Origin of the sequence: Streptomyces sp. NPDC032198, assembly GCF_040636975.1 — a bacterium.
Taxonomy (GTDB): domain Bacteria; phylum Actinomycetota; class Actinomycetes; order Streptomycetales; family Streptomycetaceae; genus Streptomyces.
On sequence record NZ_JBEZVL010000001.1, the window covers coordinates 411,164 to 437,656 of the forward strand.

28 protein-coding genes and 1 riboswitch are annotated in these 26,493 nt (G+C 71.3%); of the genes, 12 read left to right on the forward strand and 16 right to left on the reverse strand.

All coding sequences use genetic code 11. The features are described from left to right. The first annotated feature begins 86 nt into the window (after window positions 1–86). Both AB0E78_RS01930 and AB0E78_RS01935 read left to right on the forward strand, forming a co-directional pair. On the forward strand, window positions 87–701 hold the full coding sequence (locus tag AB0E78_RS01930) for a DUF4126 domain-containing protein (RefSeq protein ID WP_361826931.1): 615 nt from the start codon (window positions 87–89) through the stop codon (window positions 699–701). Between the two features lie 45 nt (window positions 702–746). After that, entirely contained in the window at window positions 747–2,273 is a 1,527-nt protein-coding gene (locus tag AB0E78_RS01935) for an NAD(P)/FAD-dependent oxidoreductase (protein ID WP_361826934.1), read from the forward strand. 40 nt (window positions 2,274–2,313) lie between these two features. On the opposite strand, the gene AB0E78_RS01940 is transcribed toward AB0E78_RS01935, so the two are convergent. The 5 genes from AB0E78_RS01940 to AB0E78_RS01960 form a co-directional block, all read right to left on the reverse strand. Continuing rightward, window positions 2,314–3,177 carry a hypothetical protein gene (locus tag AB0E78_RS01940; protein ID WP_361826937.1) on the reverse strand — a complete coding sequence of 288 codons (864 nt, stop codon included), beginning with the start codon at window positions 3,175–3,177 and terminating at the stop codon, window positions 2,314–2,316. A 45-nt stretch (window positions 3,178–3,222) separates the two neighbouring features. Next, the gene (metF, locus tag AB0E78_RS01945) at window positions 3,223–4,143 is read right to left on the reverse strand and encodes a methylenetetrahydrofolate reductase [NAD(P)H] (protein ID WP_361826940.1); all 921 of its coding nucleotides are present in this window, start codon (window positions 4,141–4,143) and stop codon (window positions 3,223–3,225) included. 89 nt (window positions 4,144–4,232) lie between these two features. Further along, on the reverse strand, window positions 4,233–4,883 hold the full coding sequence (gene thiE, locus AB0E78_RS01950; RefSeq protein ID WP_361826942.1) for a thiamine phosphate synthase: 651 nt from the start codon (window positions 4,881–4,883) through the stop codon (window positions 4,233–4,235). 117 nt (window positions 4,884–5,000) lie between these two features. Then, window positions 5,001–5,366 (reverse strand): Rv2175c family DNA-binding protein, encoded by a 366-nt coding sequence (locus tag AB0E78_RS01955; protein ID WP_249590410.1) that lies wholly within the window; start codon window positions 5,364–5,366, stop codon window positions 5,001–5,003. Between the two features lie 91 nt (window positions 5,367–5,457). After that, window positions 5,458–6,624 carry an FAD-dependent oxidoreductase gene (locus AB0E78_RS01960; RefSeq protein WP_361828462.1) on the reverse strand — a complete coding sequence of 389 codons (1,167 nt, stop codon included), beginning with the start codon at window positions 6,622–6,624 and terminating at the stop codon, window positions 5,458–5,460. A gap of 184 nt (window positions 6,625–6,808) precedes the next feature. After that, window positions 6,809–6,921, forward strand: a riboswitch (TPP riboswitch). Between AB0E78_RS01960 and thiO the strand changes: the two genes are divergently transcribed. The 5 genes from thiO (at window position 6,919) to AB0E78_RS01985 (ending at window position 12,172) form a co-directional block, all read left to right on the forward strand. Next, the gene (gene thiO, locus AB0E78_RS01965) at window positions 6,919–8,109 is read left to right on the forward strand and encodes a glycine oxidase ThiO (protein ID WP_361826945.1); all 1,191 of its coding nucleotides are present in this window, start codon (window positions 6,919–6,921) and stop codon (window positions 8,107–8,109) included. It overlaps the preceding riboswitch by 3 nt. Then, on the forward strand, window positions 8,106–8,324 hold the full coding sequence (gene thiS, locus AB0E78_RS01970) for a sulfur carrier protein ThiS (protein WP_361826948.1): 219 nt from the start codon (window positions 8,106–8,108) through the stop codon (window positions 8,322–8,324). Before thiO ends, thiS begins: the two co-directional genes overlap by 4 nt. A gap of 6 nt (window positions 8,325–8,330) precedes the next feature. After that, window positions 8,331–9,125, forward strand: a complete 795-nt coding sequence (locus AB0E78_RS01975) for a thiazole synthase (protein WP_361826950.1) — start codon at window positions 8,331–8,333, stop codon at window positions 9,123–9,125. Between the two features lie 91 nt (window positions 9,126–9,216). After that, window positions 9,217–11,196, forward strand: a complete 1,980-nt coding sequence (pknB, locus tag AB0E78_RS01980; RefSeq protein WP_361826953.1) for a Stk1 family PASTA domain-containing Ser/Thr kinase — start codon at window positions 9,217–9,219, stop codon at window positions 11,194–11,196. Window positions 11,197–11,272: 76 nt separating this feature from the next. After that, window positions 11,273–12,172 carry a deoxyribonuclease IV gene (locus AB0E78_RS01985; RefSeq protein WP_361826956.1) on the forward strand — a complete coding sequence of 300 codons (900 nt, stop codon included), beginning with the start codon at window positions 11,273–11,275 and terminating at the stop codon, window positions 12,170–12,172. A gap of 126 nt (window positions 12,173–12,298) precedes the next feature. Here the strand turns inward: AB0E78_RS01985 and AB0E78_RS01990 are convergent, their stop codons facing one another. Beyond that, window positions 12,299–12,931, reverse strand: a complete 633-nt coding sequence (locus tag AB0E78_RS01990) for a sulfite oxidase-like oxidoreductase (protein WP_361826958.1) — start codon at window positions 12,929–12,931, stop codon at window positions 12,299–12,301. Between the two features lie 174 nt (window positions 12,932–13,105). Between AB0E78_RS01990 and bfr the strand changes: the two genes are divergently transcribed. Continuing rightward, a complete protein-coding gene (gene bfr / locus AB0E78_RS01995) occupies window positions 13,106–13,585 on the forward strand; it encodes a bacterioferritin (protein WP_160504564.1) in 480 nt (159 codons plus the stop codon). A gap of 7 nt (window positions 13,586–13,592) precedes the next feature. Here the strand turns inward: bfr and AB0E78_RS02000 are convergent, their stop codons facing one another. Further along, window positions 13,593–13,850 (reverse strand): (2Fe-2S)-binding protein, encoded by a 258-nt coding sequence (locus tag AB0E78_RS02000; protein ID WP_361828464.1) that lies wholly within the window; start codon window positions 13,848–13,850, stop codon window positions 13,593–13,595. Between the two features lie 153 nt (window positions 13,851–14,003). Further along, complete coding sequence (locus tag AB0E78_RS02005) at window positions 14,004–15,356, reverse strand: class II 3-deoxy-7-phosphoheptulonate synthase (RefSeq protein WP_361826961.1); 1,353 nt, start codon at window positions 15,354–15,356, stop codon at window positions 14,004–14,006. Window positions 15,357–15,450: 94 nt separating this feature from the next. Between AB0E78_RS02005 and AB0E78_RS02010 the strand changes: the two genes are divergently transcribed. Continuing rightward, a complete protein-coding gene (locus AB0E78_RS02010) occupies window positions 15,451–15,507 on the forward strand; it encodes a trp operon leader peptide (protein WP_351162541.1) in 57 nt (18 codons plus the stop codon). Between the two features lie 112 nt (window positions 15,508–15,619). Further along, on the forward strand, window positions 15,620–17,500 hold the full coding sequence (locus AB0E78_RS02015) for an anthranilate synthase family protein (RefSeq protein ID WP_361826964.1): 1,881 nt from the start codon (window positions 15,620–15,622) through the stop codon (window positions 17,498–17,500). A gap of 6 nt (window positions 17,501–17,506) precedes the next feature. Here the strand turns inward: AB0E78_RS02015 and AB0E78_RS02020 are convergent, their stop codons facing one another. From AB0E78_RS02020 to AB0E78_RS02040, 5 genes are all read right to left on the reverse strand, one after another. After that, the gene (locus AB0E78_RS02020; protein WP_361826967.1) at window positions 17,507–18,511 is read right to left on the reverse strand and encodes a 2-hydroxyacid dehydrogenase; all 1,005 of its coding nucleotides are present in this window, start codon (window positions 18,509–18,511) and stop codon (window positions 17,507–17,509) included. Between the two features lie 110 nt (window positions 18,512–18,621). Then, window positions 18,622–19,650 carry a 6-phosphofructokinase gene (locus AB0E78_RS02025; RefSeq protein WP_361826970.1) on the reverse strand — a complete coding sequence of 343 codons (1,029 nt, stop codon included), beginning with the start codon at window positions 19,648–19,650 and terminating at the stop codon, window positions 18,622–18,624. 156 nt (window positions 19,651–19,806) lie between these two features. Continuing rightward, window positions 19,807–20,517 carry a response regulator transcription factor gene (locus AB0E78_RS02030; protein ID WP_361826972.1) on the reverse strand — a complete coding sequence of 237 codons (711 nt, stop codon included), beginning with the start codon at window positions 20,515–20,517 and terminating at the stop codon, window positions 19,807–19,809. Continuing rightward, window positions 20,514–21,776 carry a DUF5931 domain-containing protein gene (locus AB0E78_RS02035; RefSeq protein WP_361826975.1) on the reverse strand — a complete coding sequence of 421 codons (1,263 nt, stop codon included), beginning with the start codon at window positions 21,774–21,776 and terminating at the stop codon, window positions 20,514–20,516. Before AB0E78_RS02035 ends, AB0E78_RS02030 begins: the two co-directional genes overlap by 4 nt. Window positions 21,777–21,836: 60 nt before the next feature. Continuing rightward, a complete protein-coding gene (locus AB0E78_RS02040; protein ID WP_361828467.1) occupies window positions 21,837–22,595 on the reverse strand; it encodes a lysophospholipid acyltransferase family protein in 759 nt (252 codons plus the stop codon). A gap of 156 nt (window positions 22,596–22,751) precedes the next feature. Between AB0E78_RS02040 and AB0E78_RS02045 the strand changes: the two genes are divergently transcribed. Next, window positions 22,752–23,531: an alpha/beta fold hydrolase gene (locus AB0E78_RS02045; RefSeq protein ID WP_361826977.1), complete on the forward strand. Its 780-nt coding sequence runs from the start codon at window positions 22,752–22,754 to the stop codon at window positions 23,529–23,531. Further along, a complete protein-coding gene (locus AB0E78_RS02050; protein ID WP_361828470.1) occupies window positions 23,443–24,156 on the forward strand; it encodes a hypothetical protein in 714 nt (237 codons plus the stop codon). The genes AB0E78_RS02045 and AB0E78_RS02050 overlap by 89 nt, the downstream gene beginning before the upstream one ends. Before the next feature lie 5 nt (window positions 24,157–24,161). Here the strand turns inward: AB0E78_RS02050 and AB0E78_RS02055 are convergent, their stop codons facing one another. From AB0E78_RS02055 to AB0E78_RS02065, 3 genes are all read right to left on the reverse strand, one after another. After that, entirely contained in the window at window positions 24,162–24,917 is a 756-nt protein-coding gene (locus AB0E78_RS02055) for an endonuclease/exonuclease/phosphatase family protein (protein ID WP_361826980.1), read from the reverse strand. A gap of 98 nt (window positions 24,918–25,015) precedes the next feature. Then, window positions 25,016–25,957, reverse strand: coding sequence for an ROK family glucokinase (locus AB0E78_RS02060; protein ID WP_361826983.1), 942 nt, complete (start codon window positions 25,955–25,957; stop codon window positions 25,016–25,018). A 54-nt stretch (window positions 25,958–26,011) separates the two neighbouring features. Further along, entirely contained in the window at window positions 26,012–26,482 is a 471-nt protein-coding gene (locus AB0E78_RS02065) for a DUF5304 domain-containing protein (RefSeq protein ID WP_361826985.1), read from the reverse strand. Between the last annotated feature and the right edge of the window lie 11 nt (window positions 26,483–26,493).

The following is a 26,493-nucleotide window of genomic DNA, read 5'->3' on the forward strand; positions in this document are numbered from 1 at the left end:
ACTCATCTCCACCACTAGGTACGGATACTCAGGCCTGGGTGCTCATCCCCAGGCCGAGGAGTTCCCAACTGGTTACGATCGCGTCCGTGTCCGTACTCCCCCTGGTGTTCACCAGCGGCTGGGCCAGCGGGATCAACGCGTATGCGGTGGTCCTGCTGCTCGGTGTCTTCGGCGCGACCGGGATCACCGACGAGGTGCCCGAGTCGCTGCAACGTCCTGATGTGCTGATCGTCGCCGGGGTGCTCTTCGTCTGTGAGGCCGTCGCCGACAAGATCCCTTACGTCGACTCGGTGTGGGACACGGTGCACACCGTGATCCGGCCGGTGTCCGGGGCGGTGGTGGGTGCGCTGCTCGCCGGGCAGAGCGGTTCGCTGCCCGATCTGGCGGCGGGCGCGGTGGGCGGTTCGACGGCGCTGGCCAGTCACTTCGTGAAGGCCGGGACGCGGATGGCGATCAACACCTCGCCGGAGCCGTTCAGCAACATGGTGGTGAGCACGGCGGAGGACCTCGGGGTCGGCGGGATCATCAGCTTCGCGATGTTCTATCCGGAGGCGGCGGCCATCATCGCGGCCGTGCTGCTGTTGCTCGGCCTGATCCTGCTGTACTTCCTGATCTCGCGGATTCGGCGGTTCCGGCGGCGCAGGGCCCAGCGGCGCGAGGAGAAGCAGCTCGCGGCGCACGCGGGGCGGCCGCCGGACTGAGGGCTCCCGGCGGCCCTGTCAGTGGTGGCCGATAAAGTCCCTGGCATGGCACGGATTGTGGTGATCGGCGCCGGGATGGGCGCGATGGCGGCGGCCGCCCGGCTGGCCGTCGCGGGCCACCGGGTGGTGGTCCACGAGCGGTCGGGTACGTACGGCGGCGCGCTCGGCAGCGTCGAGCGTGACGGCTTCGTCTTCGACACGGGCCCCGGCCTCCTGCACCTGCCCGCCGTCTACCGCGACCTGTTCGTCAAGACGGGCAAGGAGCCGCTGGAGAAGTGCGTCGAGCTGTCCCAGGTGGAGCCCGCCGTCCGGCACGTCTTCGCGGACGGCACGACGGCCGACCTGCCGAACGCCTCGCGCGCGGGCGTGGGCGACGCCCTGGACGCGGCGCTCGGCAGCGGCGCTGGCGCCCACTGGTCGGCGTACATGAACCGCGCGCGTGAGGCGTGGGACCGCACCCGGCGCCCCCTCCTGGAAGAGCCCCTCTGGCCGAACTGGCAGATCCTCGCCGAGCGCGAGCCCTATCCCTCGGTGCCCCACAAGCGCCTCCTGCGGCGCGAGCGCCGTGCGACCACCCTCACCGAGGCCGGTGAGCTCGAACTGGGCGGCGACGCACGCCTCCTGGCCCTCCTCGAGCAGTACGCCCTCGCGTGGGGCCTGGACCCCCGGACGACCCCGGCGAGCGCGGCCGTCCTGCCCTATCTGGAGCACACCTTCGGCGCCTGGTCCGTGCGCGGCGGGATGCGCGCGCTCGCCCGGGCCGTGTACGAGCGGTGCCTCGCCCGGCGGGTCGAGTTCACGTTCGACTCCCCCGTCACCCGGATCGTCGAGAAGGACGGCCGCGCGGCGGGCGTCGAGCTCGCGGACGGGACGGCACAGGAGGCGGACTTCGTGGTCGCCGGTGTCGCGCCCGGCGCACTGGACGGCTTGCTGTCCGGTGTATCCGGCATGTCCGGCGGATCCGGTGTGAACATACGGGCGGAGGGTGAGGTGCAGCCCAGGACGGGACTCCCCAGCCGCCTCACGGTCCTGCTCGCGCTCCGCGGCCCCCGGCCGGACGGCACACCCCACCGCACGGTGCTGCACACCCCCGACCGCCAGGACGAGCTCGACCGGCTCTTCGGGGACCGCCCCGGGCTGCCCGCCGCCCCCACCCTCACGGTGCTGCGCCCGGCCGACGCGGCGCTGACGCCCGACGCCGGGCACGAGGCGGTCACGCTGACGGCCACGGTGCCCGCGCACACGGAGGTCACCGAGGCGGATGTGGAGCGGCTCCTGGACCGTGCCGAGGCGGTGCTGCCCGGGCTCCGGGACCGCCTGCTGTGGCACGAGGTCCGCACTCCCGCCGACGTCGCGGAGGCCACCGGCGCCGACGGCGGCGCGGTCCCGCCCCCGTCCCTCGCGGCGGGAGAGGGCCGGCTGCTCCACCCGGCCAACAGCACGCGCCTGCCCGGGCTCTTCGCGGCCGGCGGCTGGTCACACCCCGGCGGCGGTCTTCCGCACGCGGGCATGTCCGGCACGCTGGTCGCCGGGCTGATCGTGGAGGGACCGGACTTCCGGGGCTCGCAGTGAGCGACAGCGGCCCGCGGTGCCATCGCCGCGGGCCTCCGGATCAGTACCGGTACTGCTCGTTGTACCCCGCGTCGTAGCCGTTCCCCTGGGGCTGCTCGCCCTGGTAGGGGTAGGGCTGCTCCGGCGGGAGTTCGCCGCCGTACTGGCCGTAGGGGTCCTCGACATTGCGCTGCTGGGGCACCCAGACCCCGCCGGGCGGCGTGTCGTTGTACGTCCCGGCGTCGCTGCCGTAGGGATCGGCGGCGGGATAGGACGCGTACTGCTGCTGGTCGCCGTACGCGTCGTAGCTCTGCTGGCCGCCGTACGACTGCGTCCCGATGTACGGGTCGGAGTACGCGGCGTACTGCTGCTCCCCCGTCTCGCCGTACGCGTAGGGCTGCTGGGGGTCATAGCCCGCGGTGGCGTAGCCGTAGCCGCTGTCCGCGGCGGCCGACTGCTGCTGTGCGTACGCGGTGTCGCTGTAGACGCCGTACTGCCCGGTGTCGTCGGGCAGCGGCTCCGGCGCGTAGACCCCGGTGCCGGGAGCGGCCTCGGGCGGCGGTCCTGCCGGGCCCGCCGCCTCGTACTCCAGGTCGGAGACCTGGAGCGTCGGCTCCTGGGCGGCCTCGGCGCCCCGCCCCGTCGTCTTGCGGCGCTTGCTCAGGCCGGGCTGGCCGCCGAGCGCCCAGCCGGTCGAGAAGCCGCGGCGGAAGGACAGCGTCACGTACGTCTGGCCCGTGGCGAAGGCGATCGCGCCGGCCCCGATGACGATCACCGACGGCAGCAGCACGCCGATGACCACGCCGAGGAAGCCGCCGAAGGCGAGCAGCCGCCAGCGCAGCCGCGCCTTGTACTGCAGCAGCACCTCGCCGAGCAGCCACAGCGCGACGCATCCGAACGCGATGTAGAGGACCGTCCAGCCCATGTACGCCCCTCTCCCCGCGGCCGCCGCCCCCAGGGGTACGGCCGGTCAGGCCTGCGGGTGATGCAGGCCCAGATTTTCGTAGATCTCCAGCGTCGCCGTGGAGTTGTTCAGCGTGATGAAGTGCAGCCCCGGCACACCCTCGTCAAGGAGTCGCGCGCAGAACTCCGTCGCGAACTCGATGCCAATGGAGCGTACAGCCGCCGGATCGTCTTTGGCTGTGAGGATGCGCTCTTTGAGCGCCGGAGGGAAGGAAGCGTTGCTGAGCTGGGGCAGCCGCTCCAGCATGCGCACGTTCGTCACCGGCATGATCTCCGGGATGATCGGCGTCGAACAGCCCGCTGCCTCGACCCGGTCGCGAAGCCGCAGATACTCCTCCGGATAGAAGAACATCTGTGTGATCGCGTAGTCGGCTCCGGCCCGGCACTTGTCGACGAAGTTCCGGACGTCGGTGTCCCAGTCCGCCGAGCGCGGGTGCATCGCGGGGAAGGCCGCGACACCCACACAGAAGTCGCCCGACTCCTTGATGAGCCGGACCAGTTCGGCGGCGTACGTGAGGCCCTCGGGGTGCTTGACCCAGTCGGCCAGCGGGTCGCCGGGCGGGTCACCGCGGACCGCGAGCATGTTCCTGATGCCGGCGTCCGCGTACTGCCCGATGATGTTGCGCAGTTCGGCCACGGAGTGGTCGACCGCGGTGAGGTGGGCGACCGGGGTGAGCGTCGAGTCGGCGACGATCTGCTGCGTCTCCTTGACCGTGCCCGCCCGCGTCGAACCGCCCGCTCCGTACGTCACGGAGACGAAGCTGGGAGCGACCGCCTCGACCCGGCGCAGGGCGTTCCACAGGTTCCGCTCGCCCTTGGCGGTTTTCGGCGCCGAGAACTCGAACGAGTACGTCGTCTTGCCGGTCGCGAGCATGTCACGCACGGTGCGTGCGCGATCAGATCTGGTGGAAGCAGTGCCTAGGGCCATACGGGCAGGTTAGCTACGGGGTACCGCTACCGGCCAATTCCCGTCCAACCTGCGGACAACCGACCGGAATGATGGCCGAAGATCGCCGATCAGGCCGTACGCAGCCGCTTCGCGAAGTCGGCCGCGGCGGCGGCCGGGTCGTCCGCCTCGGTGATCGCCCGTACGACGACGACGCGGCGGGCGCCCGCTTCGAGCACCTCGTCGAGGTTGCCCGCGTCGATGCCGCCGATGGCGAACCAGGGGCGGTCCGTGCCGAGCGAGGCCGTGTACCGGACGAGGTCGAGTCCGGGGGCGTACCGGCCGGGCTTGGTGGGGGTGGGCCAGCAGGGGCCGGTGCAGAAGTAGTCCACGCCGTCCTGCGTGGCCGCGGCGGCTGCCTCGGTGTCGGCGTGCGTGGAGCGGCCCACGAGCACGTCCTGGCCGAGGATCGCGCGGGCGGCGGGCACGGGCAGGTCGCCCTGGCCCAGGTGCAGCACGTCGGCGCCGATGGCGTGCGCGACGTCCGCGCGGTCGTTCACCGCGAGGAGCTTGCCGTGCCTGCGGGCGGCGTCGGCGAAGACCTGGAGGTGGTCGAGCTCCTCGGCCGCCTCCATGCCCTTGTCCCGCAGCTGCACGATGTCGACGCCGCCGCCCAGGACGGCGTCGAGGAACTCGGGGAGGTCTCCCTGGCGCTTGCGGGCGTCCACACACAGGTAGAGGCGGGCGTCGGCGAGCTGCTCGCGGGCAGGCTTGGTGGCCATGAAGAGGTCCCCCCGGGTCGTCGGTGGCCTACGGGCCGCGGGTCCCCGGGGGACACACGGCCCGTACGCAACGGTTTTCCGTTTCGGTCGGACGCGCCTCGGTCGGACGCGTCCCGGTCAGACGGCGAGCGCCTGGGCGCGGCGCTTCACCTCCGTGCCGCGATTCTCACTGAGTGCCTGCGCGGGGGTGCCGGGCAGGGTCGGGTCGGGGGTGAAGAGCCACTCCAGCATCTCTTCGTCGGAGAAGCCGTCGTCCCGCAGGAGCGTCAGGGTGCCGGTGAGGCCCTTGACGATCTTGTCGCCGTCGATGAAGGCCGCCGGCACGGCGAGCGCGCGGTTCTCACCACGGCGCACGGCGATCAGCTGGCCCTCCTTGACCAGCTGGCGCACACGCGTCACCTCGACGTCGAGCATTTCTGCGATGTCGGGGAGGTGGAGCCACTCGGGGACGAGAGCATCAGTCTTTGCGTCAATCTCGGTCACGGGGACAAGCCTAGCTCCGGGCACCGACAGCGGCCGGGCAGCGGGTCCCCCTCGGTCCCGGCAGCGGTCCCGGCAGCGGTCCCGGCAGCGCTTAGGGCAGCACTGCCTTCTTGAGCGGTACGGCGGGGTCCGACGCCAGCTCGGCGGACAGGCGGGCGCCCGCCTCGATCAGCTTGCGGCCCTGTGCCAGGTCCCTGGGGCGGCCCACCGCGAGGAGGGCGACCAGGGCGCCCCGCCGGAGCCAGCACACGCTCCAGGCCGCCCCCGAGGGGTCGCCGCGCCACACCAGCTCGTCGGCGGACGCGTGATGACCGGCGTACTGGACGAAGCGGCCGAACTGCTCGGACCAGAAGTACGGGACCGGGTCGTACGCCGAAGGGGTCTCGCCGATGATGTTCGCCGCGACCGTGCGCGGGCCCTGGAGGGCGTTGTCCCAGTGGTGGACGAGCAGGCGCTCGCCATACCTTCCCGAAGGGAAGGAGGAGCAGTCGCCGACCGCGTACACATCGGGTTCCGACGTCCGCAGGTGGTCGTCGGCGAGGACCTCACGGTGGGCGCCCAGGGTGATGCCGGAGTCCGCGAGCCAGTCCGTGGCGGGGCGTGCGCCGATACCGACGACGACCGCGTCCGCGGGCAGCCGGGTGCCGTCGTCCAGGAGGACGCTGCCGGGCTCGACGCGGTCCACGCGCGCGTGGGTGCGCAGCTCGGCTCCGGAGTCGGCGTACCAGGACGTCATCGGCGCCGCGACCTCCGCGGGCAGCGCCCCGGCCAGCGGTCGCGCGGCGGCCTCGACGACAGTGACCGAGCAGCCCGCCTCGCGTGCGGCGGTCGCGAACTCGGCGCCGATCCAGCCGGCGCCGACGACCACGATGCGGTGCTGTTCGGCGAGCACGGGCCGCAGCCGCTCGGCGTCGTCGAGGGTGCGCAGCAGATGGACGCCGGGGACCCCGGAGACGCCGGGCAGCAGGATGGGCCGGGCGCCGGTGGCGATGACGAGGGCGTCGTAGGGCACCGGGCCCGACGCGGTGTCCAGTGCGTGGTCCGCGGGGCGGACGCCCGTGACCTCGTGGCCCAGGCTCAGCTCGATGCCGAGCGCCTCGAAGTCGATGTCGAAGGCGGAGCCCTCCGCCTTGCCGAGCAGCACGGCCTTGGACAACGGCGGCCTGTCGTACGGCTGATGGGGCTCCGCGCCGATCAGGGTGACCGCCCCGGCGAACCCCTGCTCGCGCAGGGCCACGGCGGTCTGCACCCCGGCCATCCCCGCACCGACGATGACGACCCGGCGCTCTTCCTGCCTCCGCTGCTCACTCACCCGATCACTCTAGGGCGGCGGGCGACGCGCGTCTCAGGGCCCCGCGAGGAGATCTCTGACACACCGTCACTGCTCCTGACCGCACAGCTGCCCTACCTACCCCGGGACACCAAAGGCTAAGGTTGCCGTGCAGAGCACTCGCGGGAGCCCGGACGCACCGGGCTGAGAGGGAGGCTGGACGGCCTCCGACCGTACGAACCTGATCCGGGTCATGCCGGCGAAGGGAGGGGCTGGACGCCCATGCATCCACGTACACCACCCCGAGAGACGACCGACGTCCTTGTCGTCGGGGGCGGCATCATCGGCCTGGTCACGGCCTGGCGGGCGGCCCAGCGCGGCCTGTCCGCCGCGGTCGTGGACCCCGAGCCCGGCGGCGGCGCGGCGCAGGTCGCCGCGGGCATGCTGGCCGCCGTCACCGAGCTGCACTACGGGGAGCAGACGCTGCTCGGCCTGAATCTGGCCTCCGCGCAGCGCTATCCCGAGTTCGCGGCCGAGCTGACCGAGGCGAGCGGCCGCGATCTCGGCTACCGCGCGTGCGGCACGCTCGCCGTGGCGCTCGACTCCGACGACCGTGCCCATCTGCGGGAGCTGCACGCCCTTCAGCAGCAGTCGGGGCTCGCCTCGGAGTGGCTGAGCGGGCGCGAGTGCCGCCGCCTCGAACCGATGCTCGCACCGGGGGTCCGGGGCGGACTGCGCGTCGACGGCGACCACCAGATCGACCCGCGCAGGCTCGCCGCGGCGCTCCTGGTGGCCTGCGAGCGGGCGGGCGTGGCCTTCCACCACGCGTGGGTGGACCGTCTCTCGGTCGTACGGGACCGGGCCACCGGAGTCGTCCTCGCCGACGGCACCGCCCTGGAGGCCGGTCAGACCGTGCTCGCCGCGGGCAGCCTCAGCGGACGCCTCTCCGGCGTCCCCGAGGGTGTCCTGCCGCCAGTACGCCCCGTGAAGGGGCAGGTGCTGCGGCTCACGGTGCCGCAGCGGTACGCGCCGTTCCTGAGCCGCACCGTGCGCGCCGTGGTGCGTGGCAGCCACGTCTACCTGGTGCCGCGCGAGAACGGCGAGCTCGTCGTCGGCGCGACCAGCGAGGAACTCGGCTGGGACACGACGGTCACGGCGGGCGGCGTGTACGAGCTGCTGCGGGACGCCCACGAGCTCGTACCCGGCATCACGGAACTGCCGCTGACGGAGACCCGCGCGGGCCTGCGCCCCGGCTCCCCCGACAACGCGCCGCTGCTCGGCCCGACCGCGCTCCCCGGCCTCCAGCTGGCCACCGGGCACTACCGCAACGGCGTCCTTCTGACGCCCGTCACCGGTGACGTCATGGCGCACGCCCTGACCACCGGCGAACTGCCCGACGAGGCGCGGGGGTTCACCCCTCTGCGCTTCGCCGGCACCCCCCGCACGCAGCGCTTCATGGAGCAGCCCGCATGACCCTCCCAGCAGTGACAGCCGTCTCCGTCAACGGAGAAGCACGCGACGTTGCCGCGGGCACCACGCTCGACGCCCTCGTCGCCACCCTGACCACGGCCCCGTCCGGCGTCGCCGCCGCCCTCAACGAAACCGTCGTCCCGCGCACGCGCTGGTCTGACACCCCGCTCAATGACGGCGACCGCGTCGAGGTCCTCACAGCCGTACAAGGAGGCTGAACCGACATGGCAGACGATCCCTTCGCCATCGGCGGGCTCACCCTTTCCTCCCGACTGATCATGGGTACGGGCGGTGCGCCGAGCCTCGACGTCCTGGAACGCTCCCTCGTCGCCTCCGGGACGGAGCTGACGACGGTCGCGATGCGCCGCCTCGATCCCGGCGTGCAGGGCTCCGTGCTCTCCGTCCTGGACCGCCTCGGCATCCGTGTGCTGCCGAACACGGCGGGCTGCTTCACCGCGGGCGAGGCCGTCCTGACCGCCCGGCTCGCGCGGGAGGCGCTCGGCACCGACCTGGTCAAGCTGGAGGTCATCGCGGACGAGCGCACGCTGCTTCCCGACCCGATCGAGCTCATCGACGCCGCCGAGACCCTCGTCGACGACGGCTTCACGGTCCTCCCGTACACGAACGACGACCCGGTGCTTGCCCGGAAGCTGGAGGACGTGGGCTGCGCGGCGATCATGCCGCTGGGCTCCCCCATCGGCTCGGGGCTCGGCATCCGCAACCCGCACAACTTCCAGCTGATCGTCGAGCGCGCGGGCGTGCCGGTGATCCTGGACGCGGGGGCGGGCACGGCGTCCGACGCGGCGCTCGCGATGGAACTGGGGTGCGCGGGTGTGATGCTCGCCTCCGCTGTTACCCGGGCGCAGGAACCGGTCCTGATGGCCGAGGGCATGCGGCACGGCGTCGAGGCCGGACGGCTCGCGTACCGTGCGGGGCGCATTCCCCGGCGCCACTTCGCCGAGGCGTCCTCGCCCGTGGAGGGAATGGCCCGGCTCGACCCGGAGCGGCCCGCGTTCTGAGCGTCCCGCCCCTGTTACAGCTCGGCTGCAGTCGGGGCCCGAGTCCGACCGGGCGGGCAACGGTGTCAGCGGTGGCTCGTAGACTCCCTGCGTGGACACGACCCTTCAGGACCCGCTCGTCGGGCAGGTGCTCGACGGCCGCTACCGCGTGGACGGGCGGATCGCGGTCGGCGGGATGGCCACGGTCTACCGGGCCGTGGACACCCGCCTCGACCGCGTGCTCGCGCTCAAGGTGATGCACCCGACGCTGGCCGCCGACGTCTCATTCGTCGAGCGCTTCATCCGCGAGGCGAAGTCGATCGCCCGGCTCTCGCACCCGAACGTGGTGGGGGTGTACGACCAGGGCGCCGACGGTGCGTACGTCTATCTCGCGATGGAGTACGTCGCGGGATGCACCCTGCGTGACGTGCTCCGCGATCGCGGCGCCCTGCAGCCGCGCGCGGCCCTCGACATCCTGGAGCCGGTCCTCGCCGCGCTCGGCGCCGCGCACCGCGCGGGCTTCGTGCACCGCGACATGAAGCCGGAGAACGTCCTCATAGGGGATGATGGCCGGGTCAAGGTCGCCGACTTCGGGCTCGTGCGCGCGGTGGACACCGTCACGAACACGACCGGCACGGTCCTCGGCACCGTCTCCTATCTCGCTCCCGAGCAGATAGAACACGGCACGTCCGACACGCGTGTGGACGTGTACGCGTGCGGGGTCGTGCTCTACGAAATGCTGACCGGCGCCAAGCCGCACTCCGGTGAGTCCCCCGCCCAGGTGCTCTACCAGCACCTCCACGAAGACGTACCGCCCCCGTCGGCGGTCGTTCCGGGGCTCCCCGTCGAGCTCGACGAGCTGGTCGCCTCCGCCACCGCCCGCACACCCGACGTCCGCCCGTACGACGCGGTGGCGCTCCTCGGGCAGGCCAGGGCGGCGCGGGCCGCGCTCTCCGTGGAGCAGCTGGACGCGGTGCCGCCGCAGGCGCTCACGGCGAGCGGAAGCGACGGCCACGACAACTCCGACGACCGTACGAACGTGATCCCACGCGCGGGGCGGCCCGTACAGCTGCCGCTCCCCACGGACGGCGCCACGGCCGCGGACGAGGACCGGCAGAACCGGCAGGACCAGCTCAACCGCACGAGCATCCTGGCGACGCCGCCGCCCGCCCCGCCGGCCGCCCCCGGCCGCGGGCGCCCCAACCCGCGCCGCCGCATGATGACGGTGATCGCCGCCGTGCTCCTCGCGCTGGGCCTCGGCGCCGGTGTCTGGTACATCAACTCCGGCCAGTTCACGAAGGTCCCGCCGCTCCTGGCGAAGACCGAGTCGGAGGCCAAGAAGCGCCTCGACGAAGCCGGGCTCGAAGTGAACGACGTCAAGCACGCGTACAGCGACACGGACAAGCGCGGCACGGTCATGGCCACCGACCCGAAGGCGGGCGCGCGGATCCGCGACAACGACCGGGTGACGCTGACCATCTCCAGGGGCCCCGAGATCGTGAAGGTCCCGGACGTCGGGGGCAGCCGCCTGGCCGACGCGAAGGACAAGCTCAAGGACGCCGGGTTCGCTCCCGGGATGACGACCAAAGCCTTCAGCGACGACATCCGCAAGGGTGCCGTACTCAGCACGGACCCGAAGGCGGGCACCAAGCGCAAGGCCGGCTCCGCCGTCGCGATCGTCGTCAGCAAGGGCGCCGCGATCGACGTCCCCGACGTGACGGGCGACTCCCAGTCGGATGCGAAGTCCGAGCTGGAGGACGAGGGCCTCAAGGTCAGGATCGAGAAGGCGCGGGCCCACTCCGACGAGGACAAGGGCACGGTCGTCGAGCAGTCCCCCCGGGAGGGCCAGAAGCAGCTCGCCGCGGGCGACACGGTCACGCTGACGGTGTCCATCGGCCCCGAGATGATCGAGGTCCCGGACGTCGAGGGCATGAGCGTCGACGACGCGACGCAGGAGCTGGAGGACGCCGGCTTCGACGTCGACGAGGACCGCGGCCTGCTGGGCATCTTCGGGGACACGGTGAAGGGCCAGTCCGTGGACGGCGGCGACAAGGCTCCCAAGGGCTCCACGATCACCATCGAGATCCGCTGAGCCGCCGGTCCGGCCGTCCGGCTGGTTCTCCGATCCGCTGACGGGACGCTCGCGCGCTCGTGCCACCCTTGAGCGCGTGAGCAGCGACAAGTCCCCCAGCACCCCGTCCCGCGGCCCCTCGTCCCGCAATCCCGTCGGCGGCCATGTCCCCGTGGCCGGCGGTCTCGCCAAAGTCGGGCTTTCGTACGCCCGTGAGCTGGGCGCCGAGGCCGTCCAGGTCTTCGTGGCCAACCCGCGCGGCTGGGCCACCCCGCCCGGCGATCCGAAGCAGGACGATCAGTTCCGCGCGGCCTGCGCCGCCGAGGGGATCCCCGCGTACGTCCACGCGCCCTACCTCATCAACTTCGGCTCGCACACCGAGGCGACCGTGGAGAAGTCCGTGGAGTCCCTGCGCCACTCACTGCGCCGCGCTCGCGACATCGGCGCGCTCGGCGTCGTCGTGCACACCGGCTCCGCGACCGGCGGCCGGGCCCGCGCCGTCGCGCTGAAGCAGGTGCGCGACCGGATGCTGCCGCTGCTCGACGAGCTGACGCACGACGACGACCCGTTCCTCCTCCTGGAGTCGACGGCGGGCCAGGGTTTCTCGCTCTGCTCCCGCACCTGGGACTTCGGCCCGTACTTCGACGCGCTCGACGCCCACCCGAAGCTGGGCGTCTGCCTGGACACCTGCCACATCTTCGCGGCGGGCCACGATCTGGCCGGGCCCGGCGGCATGAAGCAGACGCTGGACCTGCTGGTCGACACCGTCGGCGAGGGCCGCCTGAAGCTGGTGCACGCCAACGACTCCAAGGACGTGGTGGGCGCCCACAAGGACCGCCACGAGAACATCGGCACCGGCCACATCGGCGAGGAGCCGTTCCGCGAGCTGATGACCCATGCCGCGACCGAGAACGTGCCGCTGATCATCGAGACGCCCGGCGGCAAGGAAGGGCACGCGGCGGACGTGGCGCGGCTGAAGCAGCTCAGGAGCTGCTAGCGACCCCAGAGATCTCTGGAGGAATACCCCCTAGGGGTATAGGGTTCCGGCCGGGCGGCAGGAACCGTTGCCCGGCAAGGGCCACGCCGTGGTGCACCAGTGCCACCACTGAGCCAGGAGCCAGGACTAGAGCTCGGGGCCGTCCCCGGGCTCTTCCTGGTACGAGTAGCGCTGCTCGGTCCAGGGGTCGCCGACGTTGTGATAGCCGCGCTCCTCCCAGAAGCCGCGGCGGTCGGCGCTCATGTACTCGACGCCGCGGACCCACTTGGGGCCCTTCCAGGCGTACAGATGAGGGACCACGAGCCGCAGCGGAAAGCCGTGCTCCGCGGTCAGCAGCTCGCCCCCTTTGTGGGTGGCGAAAATCGTACGCTCGTCCATGAAGTCGGCCATCCGCAGATTCGAGCTGAAGCCGTACTCGGCCCAGACCATCACATGGGTGGCCTCGGGCGCGGGCGGGGCGATCTCGAGCAGTGCCCGCGCGGACACACCGCCCCATTCGGCGCCGAGCATGCTGAACTTCGTGACGCAGTGCAGATCGCCGACCACGGTGGAGTACGGAAGAGCCGAGAACTCCTCGTGCGTCCAGCAGTGCTTGTCCCCGTCGGCGGTGGCCCCGAAGACCCTGAACTCCCAGCGCTCCGGACGAAACTTCGGCACCGGGCCGTAGTGCGTGACCGGCCAGCCCCGCTGCAGTCGCTGCCCCGGTGGGAGCTCCGGCTCCGCTGCTTCCCGAGATGCGCGATCCGCCGGCTGACCCATGTCTCCATCCTGACAGACCCGGGTAGGTGGACGTGACCAGGAGGCTGCCGACAGAGGCCGGTCGGACGCCGATTGGGGCAACTCCTACTAAGCGTGCACTTACTGGACGGCCTCTCACACCGATGCAAGGATGCGCGCAACCTGCCCAGTTACCACGTGGAAGGAGCCTCTGCGATGCAGGGCGACCCCGAGGTCATCGAATTTCTCAACGAGCAGCTGACCGCCGAGCTCACGGCGATCAACCAGTACTTTCTCCACGCCAAGATGCAGGAGAACTTCGGCTGGCCCAAGCTCGCCAAATACACCCGGTCCGAGTCGATCGACGAGATGAAGCACGCGGAGATCCTCACCGACCGGATTCTCTTCCTCGACGGCCTGCCCAATTACCAGCGGCTCTTCCACGTACGCGTGGGTCAGACCGTCACGGAGATGTTCCAGGCCGACCGGCAGATCGAGGCGGAGGCGATCGACCGCCTCAAGCGCGGGATCGAGGTGATGCGCGGCAAGGGAGACATCACGTCCGCGAACATCTTCGAGTCGATCCTCGAGGACGAGGAGCACCACATCGACTATCTCGACACTCAGCTCGAACTGGTCGAGAAGCTGGGCGAGCCGCTCTACATCTCGCAGCTCATCGAGCAGCCGGAGAGCTGACCGTGGGCTAGGCGGCCTCGTTCAGGGTGGTTTCCAAGCCTACGTCCAGGCCGGCGAGGACGGGCTGCCCCTGGTCGGCGAGCTCCCTGCGGGGGCACGTGCCCCGGCCCAGGAGCGCCTGGATGCTCCGCACACACGAACCGCAGTCGGTGCCCGCCTTGCTGGCGGACGCTATCTGGCGGGGTGTGCAGGCACCGTCCGCCGCGTGCTGCTTGACCTGCGCCTCGGTAACGCCGAAGCAGTTGCAGACGTACACGCGGTTCACCTCCCGGGCAGGATTCATCGGCGGCGCCGTCCCGATTGATCGGTGAGGCTAACCTAACCTTACCCAGGACCTCCGGTCCACAAAAGCCCCGATACGACGGTGGGGCACGGATCACATGGATCCGTGCCCCACCGTCGCGTCTCGCGGGAATACCTACTGGTCGCGGTACATCTCCGCCACCAGGAACGCCAGGTCAAGGGACTGGCTGCGGTTCAGGCGCGGGTCGCAGGCCGTCTCGTAGCGCTGGTGCAGGTCGTCGACGAAGATCTCGTCGCCGCCGCCCACGCACTCGGTGACGTCGTCACCGGTGAGCTCGACGTGGATGCCGCCCGGGTGCGTGCCCAGGCCCTTGTGGACCTCGAAGAAGCCCTTGACCTCGTCGAGCACGTCGTCGAAGCGGCGGGTCTTGTGGCCGGAGGCCGCCTCGAAGGTGTTGCCGTGCATCGGGTCGGTGACCCAGGCGACGGTCGCGCCGGAGGCGGTGACCTTCTCGACCAGCTCGGGGAGCTTGTCCCGCACCTTGTCGGCGCCCATGCGGACGATGAAGGTCAGCCGGCCGGGCTCACGGTCCGGGTCGAGGCGCTCGATGTACTGCAGCGCCTCCTCCGCGGTCGTCGTCGGGCCGAGCTTGATGCCGATCGGGTTGCGCACCTTGGAGGCGAACTCGATGTGCGCGCCGTCCAGTTGACGGGTGCGCTCACCGATCCAGACCATGTGGCCCGAGGTGTCGTAGAGCCGACCGGTGCGCGAGTCCACGCGGGTGAGGGCCGACTCGTAGTCGAGGAGCAGCGCCTCGTGCGAGGCGTAGAACTCGACGGTCTTGAACTCCTCCGGGTCCGTCCCGCAGGCCTTCATGAAGTTGAGGGCGTTGTCGATCTCGCGGGCGAGCTGCTCGTAGCGCTGGCCCGAGGGGGACGACTTCACGAAGTCCTGGTTCCAGGCGTGCACCTGGTGCAGGTCGGCGTAGCCGCCGGTGGTGAAGGCGCGCACCAGGTTGAGCGTCGACGCGGAGGCGTTGTACATCCGCTTCAGGCGCTCGGGATCCGGGATGCGGGACTTCTCGTCGAAGTCGAAGCCGTTGACCGAGTCGCCGCGGTACGTCGGCAGGGTCACGCCGTCGCGGGTCTCGGTGCCCTTGGAGCGGGGCTTCGAGTACTGCCCGGCGATGCGGCCGACCTTCACGACGGGCACGGAGGCCGCGTACGTCAGGACGGCGCCCATCTGGAGCAGCGTCTTCAGCTTGTTGCGGATGTGGTCGGCCGACACGGCGTCGAAGGCCTCGGCGCAGTCGCCGCCCTGAAGCAGGAACGCCTCTCCCTTGGCGACGGAGGCCAGTCGGGCGCGCAGCTGGTCGCACTCGCCCGCGAAGACGAGCGGCGGATACGACTCGAGGTCCGCGATCACATCGCGCAGAGCCTCGGCATCGGGGTACTCAGGCTGCTGCGCCGCGGGAAGGTCTCGCCAGGTGTTGCCACCCGTAGGGGTGGTCTTAGCGTTCACGGTCACCCGCACCACATTACGGGGTGGCGTCAGCTGTCCATCCCCCCCGCTCACGAAGTGAGACGGACCAGACACGGCCTGATGCGCTAGGGTGCGGGACATGCACGCGCAGACGACTCGTAACTGGTGGTGGCCCGCTCATCCGGCGGCCCACTGACTCTGCGCGTATCGAGACTCGCGAAGGCCGCCCGAGGGGCGGCCTTCAGTGTTTTCCGGACCATGATCTCCGGGCCGGGCCGTTCCTCTCCGAGTGAGAAGGAACCGATCCCATGCAATCCGAGCATTCCCGGACCTCCAAGACGCACCTGCTCGATCTCCTCGACGACGACCGTCCGTTCGCCGTGCTCCGCCGCCGCACGCCCGGCCACGACCACGACACGGTCGAGGTGATCGTCGGCTCCGTCGGCACGTACGACCGGCTCGCCGACATCCCCGACGAGGGTCTCGCCCTGATTCCCTTCCGGCAGATCAGGGAGCGCGGGTTCGACGTACGCGACGACGGCACGCCGCTCGCGGTCCTGACCCCGGACGAGACGTACGCACTCCCGCTGGCCGAAGCCCTGTCGGCGCTGCCCACGCATGACGTGCGCGTCGAGGGCGGGGCCTTCGACGTCGACGACGCCGCGTACGCAGACATCGTCGGGCGGGTGCTCCGCGAGGAGATCGGGCGGGGCGAGGGCGCGAACTTCGTCATCCGGCGCACGTACGAGGGGGAGATCCCCGGCTTCTCCAGGGCGGACGCCCTGGCCCTCTTCCGCAGGCTGCTCGTGGGCGAGCGCGGCGCCTACTGGACGTACGTCGTGCACACCGGGGACCGCACCCTGGTCGGGGCGAGCCCCGAGGTGCATGTGCGGATGTCCGGCGGGACGGTCGTCATGAACCCGATCAGCGGGACCTACCGCTACCCCGCCGAGGGCCCCACGGCGGACGATCTCCTCGGCTTCCTCGCCGACGGCAAGGAGACCGAGGAGCTGTCGATGGTCGTCGACGAGGAGCTCAAGATGATGTGCACCGTCGGCGACATGGGCGGTGTCGTCGTCGGCCCGCGGCTCAAGGAGATGGCCCATCTCGCGCACACCGAGTACGAGTTGCGGGGCAAGTCGTCGCTCGACGCGCGCGAGGTCCTCAAGGAGACGATGTTCGCGGCGACCGTCACGGGCTCGCCGGTGCAGAACGCCTGCCGCGTCATCGAGCGCCACGAGGCGGGCGGGCGCGGCTACTACGCGGGCGCCCTCGCCCTTGTCGGCCGTGACTCCGGCGGCGCGCAGACCCTCGACTCCCCCATCCTGATCCGCACCGCCGACATCTCCGCGGACGGAAAGCTGCGGGTCCCGGTCGGCGCGACGCTGGTGCGGGGCTCGGACCCGGCGGGTGAGGTGGCCGAGACGCACGCGAAGGCGGCCGGCGTGCTCGCCGCCCTCGGGGTGCGCCCCGGGCGGCCCCGCGACGAGCGCGTACGCCCCGCTCTTGCCGACGACCCGCGGGTGCGGGCGGCCCTCGACAGCAGGCGGGCCGGGCTCGCGCCGTTCTGGCTGCGGATGCAGGAGACGACGTCGGAACTGACCGGGCATGCTCTGGTGATCGACGGCGAGGACACGTTCACGGCGATGCTGGCGCACCTGCTGCGCTCCTCGGGCCTCACGGTGACCGTCCGCCGCTACGACGAACCGGGCCTGCGGGAAGCGGCGCTCGCCCACGAGGGCCCGCTGGTCCTGGGCCCCGGCCCCGGCAATCCCTCGGACCCCGCCGATCCGAAGATGACGTTCCTGCGCTCCCTGGCCGCGGAGGCGCTCCGCGATCACCGCCACGGCGTGCTCGGCGTCTGCCTCGGCCATGAGCTCCTGGCCGCCGAGCTCGGCCTGGAGATCGTCCGCAAGGAGGTCCCTTACCAGGGCGCCCAGACGCGGATCGACCTGTTCGGGCGGCCGGAAACGGTCGGCTTCTACAACAGCTTCGTGGCCCACTGCGACGAGGAGACGTCCCTCGAGCTGGCCGCGCACGGCATCGAGGTCAGCAGGGACGCGGCCACCGGAGAGGTGCACGCGCTGCGGGGGCCCGGGTTCGCGGGGGTGCAGTTCCACCCGGAGTCGGTGCTCTCGCTGCGGGGGACGGCGATCGTGCGGGAGCTGCTGTCCGGGGTGCTGGTGTAGGCCGGGCTAGGGCTTGGGGGCCGCCGGGACCAGCACGTTCTCGCTGCGGCGGCCCTCCTTGTAGTCCAGGACGTTCCGCACCGTGGTGTCGATGATCTGGCCGACCGCGTCCACGGTGTAGTACGCCTGATGCGAGGTGACCACGACGTTCGGGAACGTCACCAGACGGGCCAGCGTGTCGTCCTCGACGACCTCGAGCGACCTGTCGAGGAAGAAGAGTCCGGCCTCCGCCTCGTACACGTCGAGCCCGACGCCCGCGAAACGCCCCAGCCGCAGCTCCTGGACCAGGGCGTCGGTGTCGATCAGGCCGCCACGGCTGGAGTTCACCAGGATCGCGTCGTCCTTCATCATCCGCAGCGAGTCGGCGCCGATGATGTGCTCCGTGGCGGGGAGCAGCGGGACGTGCAGGCTGATCAGGTCGGCGTCGGCGAAGAGCTCCTCCTTCGCGACGTACTTCATGCCGAGCTCGACGCACGCGGGGTTCTCCGCGACGTCCCAGCCGAGCAGATTCATCCCGAAGCCGTGCGCGATCCGGGTGAACGCCTCGCCGATCTTCCCGGTGCCGAGCACGCCGACCGTGCGGCCGCGCAGGTCCCGGCCCATCAGGCCGTCGAGGCGGAAGTCGAAGTCGCGGGTGCGGTTGCTGGCGCGCACGATGCGGCGGTTGACGGCCATCGCCAGGGTCCAGGCGAACTCGGCGACGGAGTACGGCGAGTAGTACGAGACGCGGGAGATGGTGAAGCCGAGGCGCTCGGCGACCTGGAGATCGATGTTGTTGAACCCGGTCGAGCGCTGGGCGATCATCTGCGTGCCGCCGGCGGCGAGGGTCTGCAGGACGCGGTTGCCGAGATCGGCGTTGACGCTGGTGGAGATGATCTCGTAGCCCGCGGCGATGGGGGCGGTGTCCTCGGTGAGGAAGACGTCCAGGCAGCGGATGTCGTGGTGCCCCTCGAAGGCCTTCTCGATGAGCGGCTTCTCGTCGGCCTGCACGCCGAAGGCGAGGATCTCCATGCGGCGAGTCTAGGTTTCTTCGGGTGGGACGGCACTGCGGGAGACGGGTGGTGGACGGGTGGCAGCGATCCGCCGCGACGCGGCGGCACGGGGCACCCGCCCACCGGAGGTCAGCCGAAGAAGACCCCGACCTCGGCGTACAGCTTCGGGTCCACCGTCTTCAGCTTCGCCGTCGCGTCGGCGATCGGTACCCGCACGATGTCCGTGCCCTGCAGCGCGACCATCTTCCCGAAGTCGCCGTCCCGCACGGCATCGATCGCGTGCAGCCCGAAGCGGGTGGCCAGCCAGCGGTCGAAGGCGCTGGGCGTACCGCCGCGCTGGACATGTCCGAGGACGGTCGTCCGCGCTTCCTTGCCCGTCCGCCCCTCGATCTCCTTGGCCAGCCACTCGCCCACGCCGGACAGCCGCACGTGCCCGAAGGAGTCCTGCGTCCCGTCCTTGAGGACCATCTCGCCGTCCTTGGGCATGGCGCCCTCGGCCACGACCACGATCGGCGCGTACGACGCCTTGAACCGCGAGGTCACCCAGGAGCACACCTGGTCGACGTCGAAGCGCTGCTCGGGGATGAGGATGACGTTCGCGCCCCCGGCCAGCCCGGAGTGCAGCGCGATCCAGCCCGCGTGCCGCCCCATGACCTCGACCACGAGGACCCGCATGTGCGACTCGGCGGTCGTGTGCAGCCGGTCGATCGCCTCGGTGGCGATGCCCACCGCGGTGTCGAAGCCGAAGGTGTAGTCCGTGGCGGACAGGTCGTTGTCGATGGTCTTCGGTACGCCGACGACATTGATGCCGTACTCGTCGGTGAGCCGGGCGGCGACGCCGAGGGTGTCCTCGCCGCCGATCGCGATGAGGGACTCGACCTCGTACTTGGTGAGGTTCTCCTTGATCCGGCGGACGCCGTTCTCCGCCTTGAGCGGGTTGGTGCGCGAGGAACCGAGGATGGTGCCGCCGCGGGGCAGGATGCCCCGCACGGCCGGGATGTCGAGGGGGACGGTGTCGCCCTCCAGTGGACCGCGCCAGCCGTCCCGGAAGCCGACGAAGTCATAGCCGTACTCCTGCACGCCCTTGCGGACGACGCCCCGGATGACGGCATTGAGCCCGGGGCAGTCGCCGCCTCCGGTCAGTACTCCGACCCGCATGGAAAAGTCCCTTCCGTCAGTGACCTGATGCGAGTCACGCTAATGGTGATCCAGGTCACTCAGGGACGGTCCGGATGGTCAATTCCTGTCCGGAACAGGGCAGTTGATCACTCGGGTTCACTCTTATGAGGGGTTGCCCGAACATGGCCCGACCGTTCACGCGTCGTCGAGACCCCGCTCTATCGCGTAGCGGACGAGCTCCACGCGGTTGTGCAGCTGGAGCTTGCCCAGGGTGTTCTGCACGTGGTTCTGCACGGTGCGGTGCGAGATGACCAGGCGCTCGGCGATCTGCTTGTAGCTCAGTCCCTTGGCGACGAGCCGCAGCACCTCGGTCTCGCGGTCGGTCAGCTGCGGTGCCTTCGGATCGTCCGGGGCGCCGGGCGCCGGGTCGGACGCCAGGCGGCGGTACTCGCCGAGGACGAGGCCCGCGAGGCCCGGCGTGAAGACCGTGTCGCCGACGGCCGTCCGGCGCACCGCGTCGGTCAGCTCGGCGGTGGACGCCGACTTCAGGAGATAGCCGGTGGCGCCGGACTTGACGGCCTCCAGGACGTCGGCGTGCTCGCCGCTCGCGGAGAGCACGAGGACGCGCAGGGCCGGGTTGGCGGCGACGAGTTCCTTGCAGACCTGGACGCCCGGCTTCAGGGGCAGGTTCAGGTCGAGCACGAGGACGTCGGGCGCGACGGCCTGTGCGCGGCGCACGGCCTGCTCGCCGTCGCCCGCCGTGGCGACCACGTCGAACCCGGCCTCGGCGAGGTCGCGGGCGACCGCGTCCCGCCACATCGGATGGTCGTCGACGACCATGACCCTGACCGGCTTCCCGCCGCCCGCCCCGTCCTGCTGGTGCTGCTGGTGCTGTTGCTCGCTCATCGTTCCTTGCCTGCCTTCCCCCGTGTGCTGCGTACGTTCTGTGCGGCCGCCGCGACCCGCGGCACCCGCAGTTCCACTTCCGTGCCCTGGCCCGGCACCGAGATCAGCTCGGCCGTGCCCCCGATGTCCCGGAGCCGCCCCCGGATCGACAGGGCGACACCGAGCCGCCCCTCGCCCTCCGCCTCCGCGAGCCGCCCGTCGGGGATGCCGGGGCCGTCGTCCCGCACCGTCACGATCACGGCGTCCGGCTCGTCCTCGACCAGGATCCAGGCCCCGGCGTCCGGGCCCGCGTGCCGGTGGACGTTGTCCAGGGCGGCGCCCACCGCGGCGGCCAGTTCCCGCGCGGCCTTCGGCGCGAGGGCGACCGGAGCACCCGGCTCCGAGACGGTCACCTTGGCGCCCGCGTACGGGAAGAGCAGCGACCGCAGGTCACAGGGCTCACCGTCAGAGGTGTCGTCATCGTCGTCCGGCTCCTCCACCGCGCGGACCACGGCGCCCAGCGAGACGTCCTCCGACTCGTGCGACGTCCGGACCAGGCCGCCCGCCACCAGTGTGCGCAGCGCGACCTCCTGCTCCCCCGCCATCCTGCCGAGCTCCGCCGCCTCGCCGCCGAGCGCGCTGCCGCGCCGCTGCACCATCGCGAGGACCTGGAGCACGCTGTCGTGGATGTCGCGGGCGAGCCGCTCCCGCTCCCGGGTCGCGGCCTCGATCTCCAGGGCGCGGGCCAGGGTGCGCTCGGAGGCGCGGGCCACCTCGACGACGTATCCGATCGCGATGGACGCGATGCAGACGAGCAGGACGTTGTGGAGCGTGTCCTGGGTGGGCCTGCCGCGCTGGGCGATGTTGGCGACGCCGACGAGCGCCGACGCGAACGCCGCCCACCGCCAGCCGCCCTTGATCGCGAAGGCGAGCACCGCGCCCGCCGTCCATATCGACGGCAGCGTCGGGCCATCGTGGACGATCCGCTGGTGCGAGTCGGCGACCGGGGTGAGCAGGATGCCGACCAGCGCGATCGTCAGGTCGGTGATCAGGAACCGCTTGGTGCAGCTCGCCGCGTTCGCGACCTTCGGCAGCGTGCCGATGGTCCAGCCGGCGAGCACCGCGTAGTACCCGACGGCCACCCAGGGGCGGTCGAAGTTCTCGTACGCGGCCACGAAGAGGCCGATCGCGTACAGCATCGTCAGTACGCGATAGCCGGTCAGCGCACGCCACAGCGGCTGCTCGACCGACATCCTCATGACGCGCACGCGCTTGGTCATGTCCCCCACCCCTTGGCCACCCGTCAGGGTGCGCACCAGCTCCCCCATGCGGCGACGCGGTTACGCGCCGGACCGTTCCTTCTCGGCCGCCGCTGCCGCCTTCTCCGCCTTCTTCTCCGCCTTCTTCTCCGCTTCCTTCTCGGCCTTCGCCGCGTCCGCGAGGCGGCGCTTGGCCGCCGTCGCGTACTCGTCGACGTACTCCTGGCCGGACAGCTTCATGATCTCGTACATGACCTCGTCGGTCACCGCCCGCAGGACGAACCGGTCGTGCTCCATGCCGTGGTACCGGCTGAAGTCGAGCGGCTTGCCGATCTTGATGCCGGGCCGCATCAGCTTCGGCATCACCTTGCCCGGCGGCTGGATCTTCTCCGTGTCGATCATCGCCACGGGGAGCACGGGCGCCCCGGTGGCGAGGGCCACGCGCGCGAGGCCTCCCGGCTTGCCACGGTAGAGCCTCGCGTCGGGCGAACGCGTGCCTTCCGGGTAGATGCCGAAGAGCTCACCGCGCTCCAGGACCTCGATGCCGCTCTTGATGGCCGCCTCGCCCGCGCCGCGTCCGCCGGAGCGGTCCACGGGGAGCTGGCCGACGCCCTTGAAGAAGGCCGCCGTGAGCTTGCCCTTCACGCCCGGGGACGTGAAGTACTCCGCCTTCGCGATAAAGGTGACCTTGCGGTCGAGGACCGCGGGCAGGAAAAAGGAGTCCGAGAAGGAGAGATGATTGCTCGCCAGGATGGCCGGTCCCTCGGCGGGTACGTTCTCAAGGCCCTCCACCCAGGGCCTGAAGCCGAGCTTCAGCGGCCCTCCGATGGCGACCTTCATTGCGCCGTAGATCAAACCGAGTGCCTCCTGTTGTGTGTGGATCAGACCTTAACCCGCAGTAAGCCCCAAGGGCCCGACGACCCTGGTCGGTGTCAGTCCGGTCGCGTACGGTGAAGTACTCCCACCCCGCAGCCACATCTCACGAAGGAGACCGAAGTGCCGGTCCTCCCCGGAGCCGAGCCGTACCGCCACGAGGGCGGCGAGGTCGGCGTCCTCCTCTGTCACGGCTTCACCGGATCCCCGCAGTCCCTGCGCCCCTGGGCGGAGTATCTGGCGGGCCGCGGCCTGACCGTCTCGCTCCCGCTGCTGCCCGGGCACGGCACACGCTGGGAGGACCTCCAGGTCACCGGCTGGCAGGACTGGTACGCGGAGGTGGAGCGGGAGCTGCGGGCGCTCCTGGAGCGGTGCACGGAGGTCTTCGTCTTCGGCCTCTCCATGGGCGGGGCCCTGGCGCTGCGGCTCGCGGCGAAGCACGGCGACGCGGTGCGCGGAATCGCCGTGGTGAACCCGGGGAACAAGGTGCACGGCCTCGCGGCGCACGCGCTGCCGGTCGCCCGGCATCTGGTGCCCTCCACCAAGGGCATCGTGAGCGACATCGCGCTGGAGGGCTCCGAGGAGGTCGGCTACCACCGGATCCCGCTGCACGCGGCGCACTCCCTGCGCCGGTTCTTCCAGCGGGTGGACGGTGAACTGCCGCAGGTGACCCAGCCGTTGCTGCTGCTGCACAGCCCGCAGGACCACGTCGTGCCTCCCGCCGACTCGGCCAGGATCCTCGGCCGGGTGTCGTCCACGGATGTCACCGAGATCATCCTGGAACAGAGCTACCACGTCGCGACGTTGGACCATGATGCGGACCGGATCTTCGAGGAGAGCTACGCGTTCATCGGCCGGCTCGCCCCCAGTGTCGGTAAGGAAGGGACGGCCACCGGTGGCTGAGCAGGACAAGATCGAACCCGACGGCGACGAGAGCCGCGAGCCCGAGAAGCGCGAGGAGCCCTCCGAGGGCTTGCCGCTCGACGAGGACGCGGCCTGGCAGGCGATCGTCGCGGGGTACGGCCAGGAGCCGGCGGACCCGCCGGGCGCCAAGCCGTTCAAGTCCATCGAGGATCTTGCGCTGCTCGAGCCCGAGACGAACGAGACGCCGGGGTCGGGCGGCAAGGGCGCCAAGAACCCCACGGCCCCCGACGACCCGGACGACTCCGGGTCCAAGAAGTCGCTCGGCGGCTCCGTCTCCTTCGCCCCGGGTGTCGGCGGCCCGCGTGATTACGCCGCCCCCGAGGCGTCGGACGACGACCTGGGCGCGGACGACGAGGGCCACTTCGTGCCGCCGGAGCCGCCGCCGCTGCCCGCCGCGGACGTCACGGCGAAGTTCGCCTGGCTCGCGGTGCTCGGCGGCCCGCTGCTGCTCCTGCTCACCGTGCTGCTCGGCTGGACGATGACGTGGTGGCTGGCGACGCTCAGCATCGGCGGCTTCCTCGGCGGCTTCGCCACCCTGGTGTCGCGGATGAAGGGCGACGACGACGAGGAGAACGAGGACCCGGGCCGCGGCGCGGTGGTCTGACGGAGCTACGCGCTCGTGGTGGCCGGAACCCGGAGGGCGGCGAGCACCGGAAGGTGGTCGGTGGCCGCCCGCAGGTCCGCCTCGCTCACCCCGTCGAGCTCCAACGGCACACCGCAGCCGAGGACTTCGACCCCCGGAGTGGTAAAGATCGCGTCGATGCGCTGATGCGGGTCCCACGGCGTCGAGGTGTTCTCGCCGCCCCAGGGCGTGGTCACCCAGCAGTCCCGCAGCTCCGAGGCGAGCCTGCGGAACGTACGTCCCTTGGGCCGGTCGTTGAGGTCGCCGCCCGCGACGGCGTGCTCCACGCCCATCCCGGCAAGCCGGTCGAGCAGCATCCCGCCCTGTTCGTACCGCTCGTCGGTCTGCAGGCTCAGATGGCAGCTCAGGACGCCGAGCCGGGCGCCCCCGAACCGCACGACGGCGGTCGCGAAGCCGCGCCGGTGCAGCCCTGGTGTCAGCGGAAGCAACACGTCCTCGGTCCGCTCGACGGTGGCCCGCAGCGAGCAGAGCAGCGCGGGCCCCGATGCGGTGGCGCCGCCCGAGAGCAGCACCAGGTCGGCGGCGCGGGCGAGCCGCGCCAGCTTCTTGCGCCACCGGAAGAAGCGGGGCGCCTCCTGGACGAGCACCAGGTCGGGCGCGCAGGCGGCGATGACCCGGGCCAGCGCGTCGGTGTCGTCCCGCATCGACCGGATGTTGTAACTGAGCACCCGGATCACGGCTGAACCGTCGTCTTCGGTCCGGGAGTTGGGCAGCGTCACCATGGGGATCAAGATACGCGCTGCGCGACCCCGCAACGACGAGGCCCGCCGCCCCGGAAGGGGGCGGCGGGCCTCGTACAGCATCCGCGTACGAGCGGGGGCTAGCCCTGGCGTGCCAGGTCGGCGGCGCCCACGAGCCCCGCCTTGTTGCCGAGCTGGGCGGCGAGCACCTGCGCGTGCGGACGCCACTGTCCGCCGATGAGCCAGCGGCGGAACGACTTGCGGATCGGGTCGAGCACCAGCTCGCCCTCGTCCGAGAGGCCGCCGCCGACGATGAACGCGGAGGGGTCGAAGAGCGAGGCCAGGTCGGCCAGGCCCGCGCCGACCCAGCGGGCCAGCTCGCGGTAGGAGTCCACGGCGACCGGGTCGCCCTGGCGCGCCGCCTCGCTGATGTGCTTGCCCTCGATGCCGTCCACCGAGCCGTCGCCCAGGCCGAGGAGGATCTCGGCGGACTCGGGCGTCGCGTTGGCGCGCTGCTTGCCGTAGCGCAGGAGGGCGCGTCCTGAGGCGTACTGCTCCCAGCAGCCCTGGCTGCCGCAGCCGCACAGCAGCCCGTCCGGGACGACCCGGATGTGGCCGAACTCGGCGGCCACGCCGAAGCGTCCGCGCCGCAGCTTGTTGCCGATGATGATGCCGCCGCCGAGGCCGGTGCCAAGGGTGATGACGATGACGTCCTCGTGGCCCTGGCCCGCGCCGAAGCGGTACTCGCCCCAGGCCGCGGCGTTCGCGTCGTTCTCCACGACGACCGGCATGCCGACCCGCTGCTCGACCTTGTCCTTGAGCGGCTCGTGGCGCCAGTCGATGTTCGGTGCGAAGAGAACGGTGGCGCGCTTGTCGTCGACGTAACCGGCGGCACCGATGCCGACGGCTTCCACGTCGTTCCCCTTGCCGGCCCCGGAGACGGCGGCACAGATCGCGTCCACGATGCCTTCGGCGGTCGGCGGAGTGGGCACCGTGTGCGTGTCGAGAATGGTGCCCTCTTCGTCGACCACTCCGGCCGCGATCTTCGTGCCGCCGATATCGACGCCGATGGTGAGTCCCATGTGTCCCTCAGTTTCGGTCGAGCCCCGCTATGGCCAACCGTACCCGAGGGGGGCTCAGTCCAAGTCGATGTGTTCCGCGGGACCGGGGCCCTCGTCGCGCCGGTCAGGGCCCTTCGCCGCGTCGCTCCCGCGGGTCCAGCGGCCCTCCTGGCCCTCGACCGCGGAGCGGTAGGCGGCGAGCAGTTCACCGCCGGCCGCGGCGAGGTGGTCGAAGACGTCGGGGTTGCGCTCGATGACCGGTTCGACGGCGGCCCTCGCCTGCTGGACGACCTGCCGCACGGTCTGCTCGACGGCGCCCTGGGCGACCGCGCCGAGCAGCGGCGTCTGGAGTCCGGACAGCTTCTCCGACACGGCGTCGACGAGCTTGCGCAGCTCCTCGCCGGCCGATCCGGGCGGCGGCCCGTACTGGGCACGGCGCCGGGCCTTCTCCGCCGCGAGGTCCTCGGCGCACGCCTTCGCCCACGCGTCGGCGTCGGTGTCGGCCGCTTCGGGTTCGGGCACTTCGCGCTCGGTGGCATCGCTCATGACGGACAGAC

Bases quoted from the DNA above. Each gene is read 5' to 3' on its own strand.
- AB0E78_RS02050 (WP_361828470.1), top strand. From the start codon at position 23,443: ATGCGGACCGGATCTTCGAGGAGAGCTACGCGTTCATCGGCCGGCTCG.
- AB0E78_RS01935 (WP_361826934.1), top strand. From the start codon at position 747: ATGGCACGGATTGTGGTGATCGGCGCCGGGATGGGCGCGATGGCGGCG.
- AB0E78_RS02030 (WP_361826972.1), bottom strand. From the start codon at position 20,517: ATGAGCGAGCAACAGCACCAGCAGCACCAGCAGGACGGGGCGGGCGGC.
- AB0E78_RS02025 (WP_361826970.1), bottom strand. From the start codon at position 19,650: ATGCGGGTCGGAGTACTGACCGGAGGCGGCGACTGCCCCGGGCTCAAT.
- AB0E78_RS01990 (WP_361826958.1), bottom strand. From the start codon at position 12,931: ATGGGTCAGCCGGCGGATCGCGCATCTCGGGAAGCAGCGGAGCCGGAG.
- AB0E78_RS02065 (WP_361826985.1), bottom strand. From the start codon at position 26,482: ATGAGCGATGCCACCGAGCGCGAAGTGCCCGAACCCGAAGCGGCCGAC.
- AB0E78_RS02020 (WP_361826967.1), bottom strand. From the start codon at position 18,511: ATGGAGATCCTCGCCTTCGGCGTGCAGGCCGACGAGAAGCCGCTCATC.
- bfr (WP_160504564.1), top strand. From the start codon at position 13,106: ATGCAGGGCGACCCCGAGGTCATCGAATTTCTCAACGAGCAGCTGACC.
- AB0E78_RS02035 (WP_361826975.1), bottom strand. From the start codon at position 21,776: ATGACCAAGCGCGTGCGCGTCATGAGGATGTCGGTCGAGCAGCCGCTG.
- AB0E78_RS01975 (WP_361826950.1), top strand. From the start codon at position 8,331: ATGGCAGACGATCCCTTCGCCATCGGCGGGCTCACCCTTTCCTCCCGA.
- AB0E78_RS02055 (WP_361826980.1), bottom strand. From the start codon at position 24,917: ATGGTGACGCTGCCCAACTCCCGGACCGAAGACGACGGTTCAGCCGTG.
- metF (WP_361826940.1), bottom strand. From the start codon at position 4,143: ATGGCCCTAGGCACTGCTTCCACCAGATCTGATCGCGCACGCACCGTG.
- thiO (WP_361826945.1), top strand. From the start codon at position 6,919: ATGCATCCACGTACACCACCCCGAGAGACGACCGACGTCCTTGTCGTC.
- AB0E78_RS02060 (WP_361826983.1), bottom strand. From the start codon at position 25,957: ATGGGACTCACCATCGGCGTCGATATCGGCGGCACGAAGATCGCGGCC.
- thiE (WP_361826942.1), bottom strand. From the start codon at position 4,883: ATGGCCACCAAGCCTGCCCGCGAGCAGCTCGCCGACGCCCGCCTCTAC.
- thiS (WP_361826948.1), top strand. From the start codon at position 8,106: ATGACCCTCCCAGCAGTGACAGCCGTCTCCGTCAACGGAGAAGCACGC.
- AB0E78_RS02040 (WP_361828467.1), bottom strand. From the start codon at position 22,595: ATGAAGGTCGCCATCGGAGGGCCGCTGAAGCTCGGCTTCAGGCCCTGG.
- AB0E78_RS01940 (WP_361826937.1), bottom strand. From the start codon at position 3,177: ATGGGCTGGACGGTCCTCTACATCGCGTTCGGATGCGTCGCGCTGTGG.
- AB0E78_RS02015 (WP_361826964.1), top strand. From the start codon at position 15,620: ATGCAATCCGAGCATTCCCGGACCTCCAAGACGCACCTGCTCGATCTC.
- AB0E78_RS01960 (WP_361828462.1), bottom strand. From the start codon at position 6,624: ATGGCCGGGGTGCAGACCGCCGTGGCCCTGCGCGAGCAGGGGTTCGCC.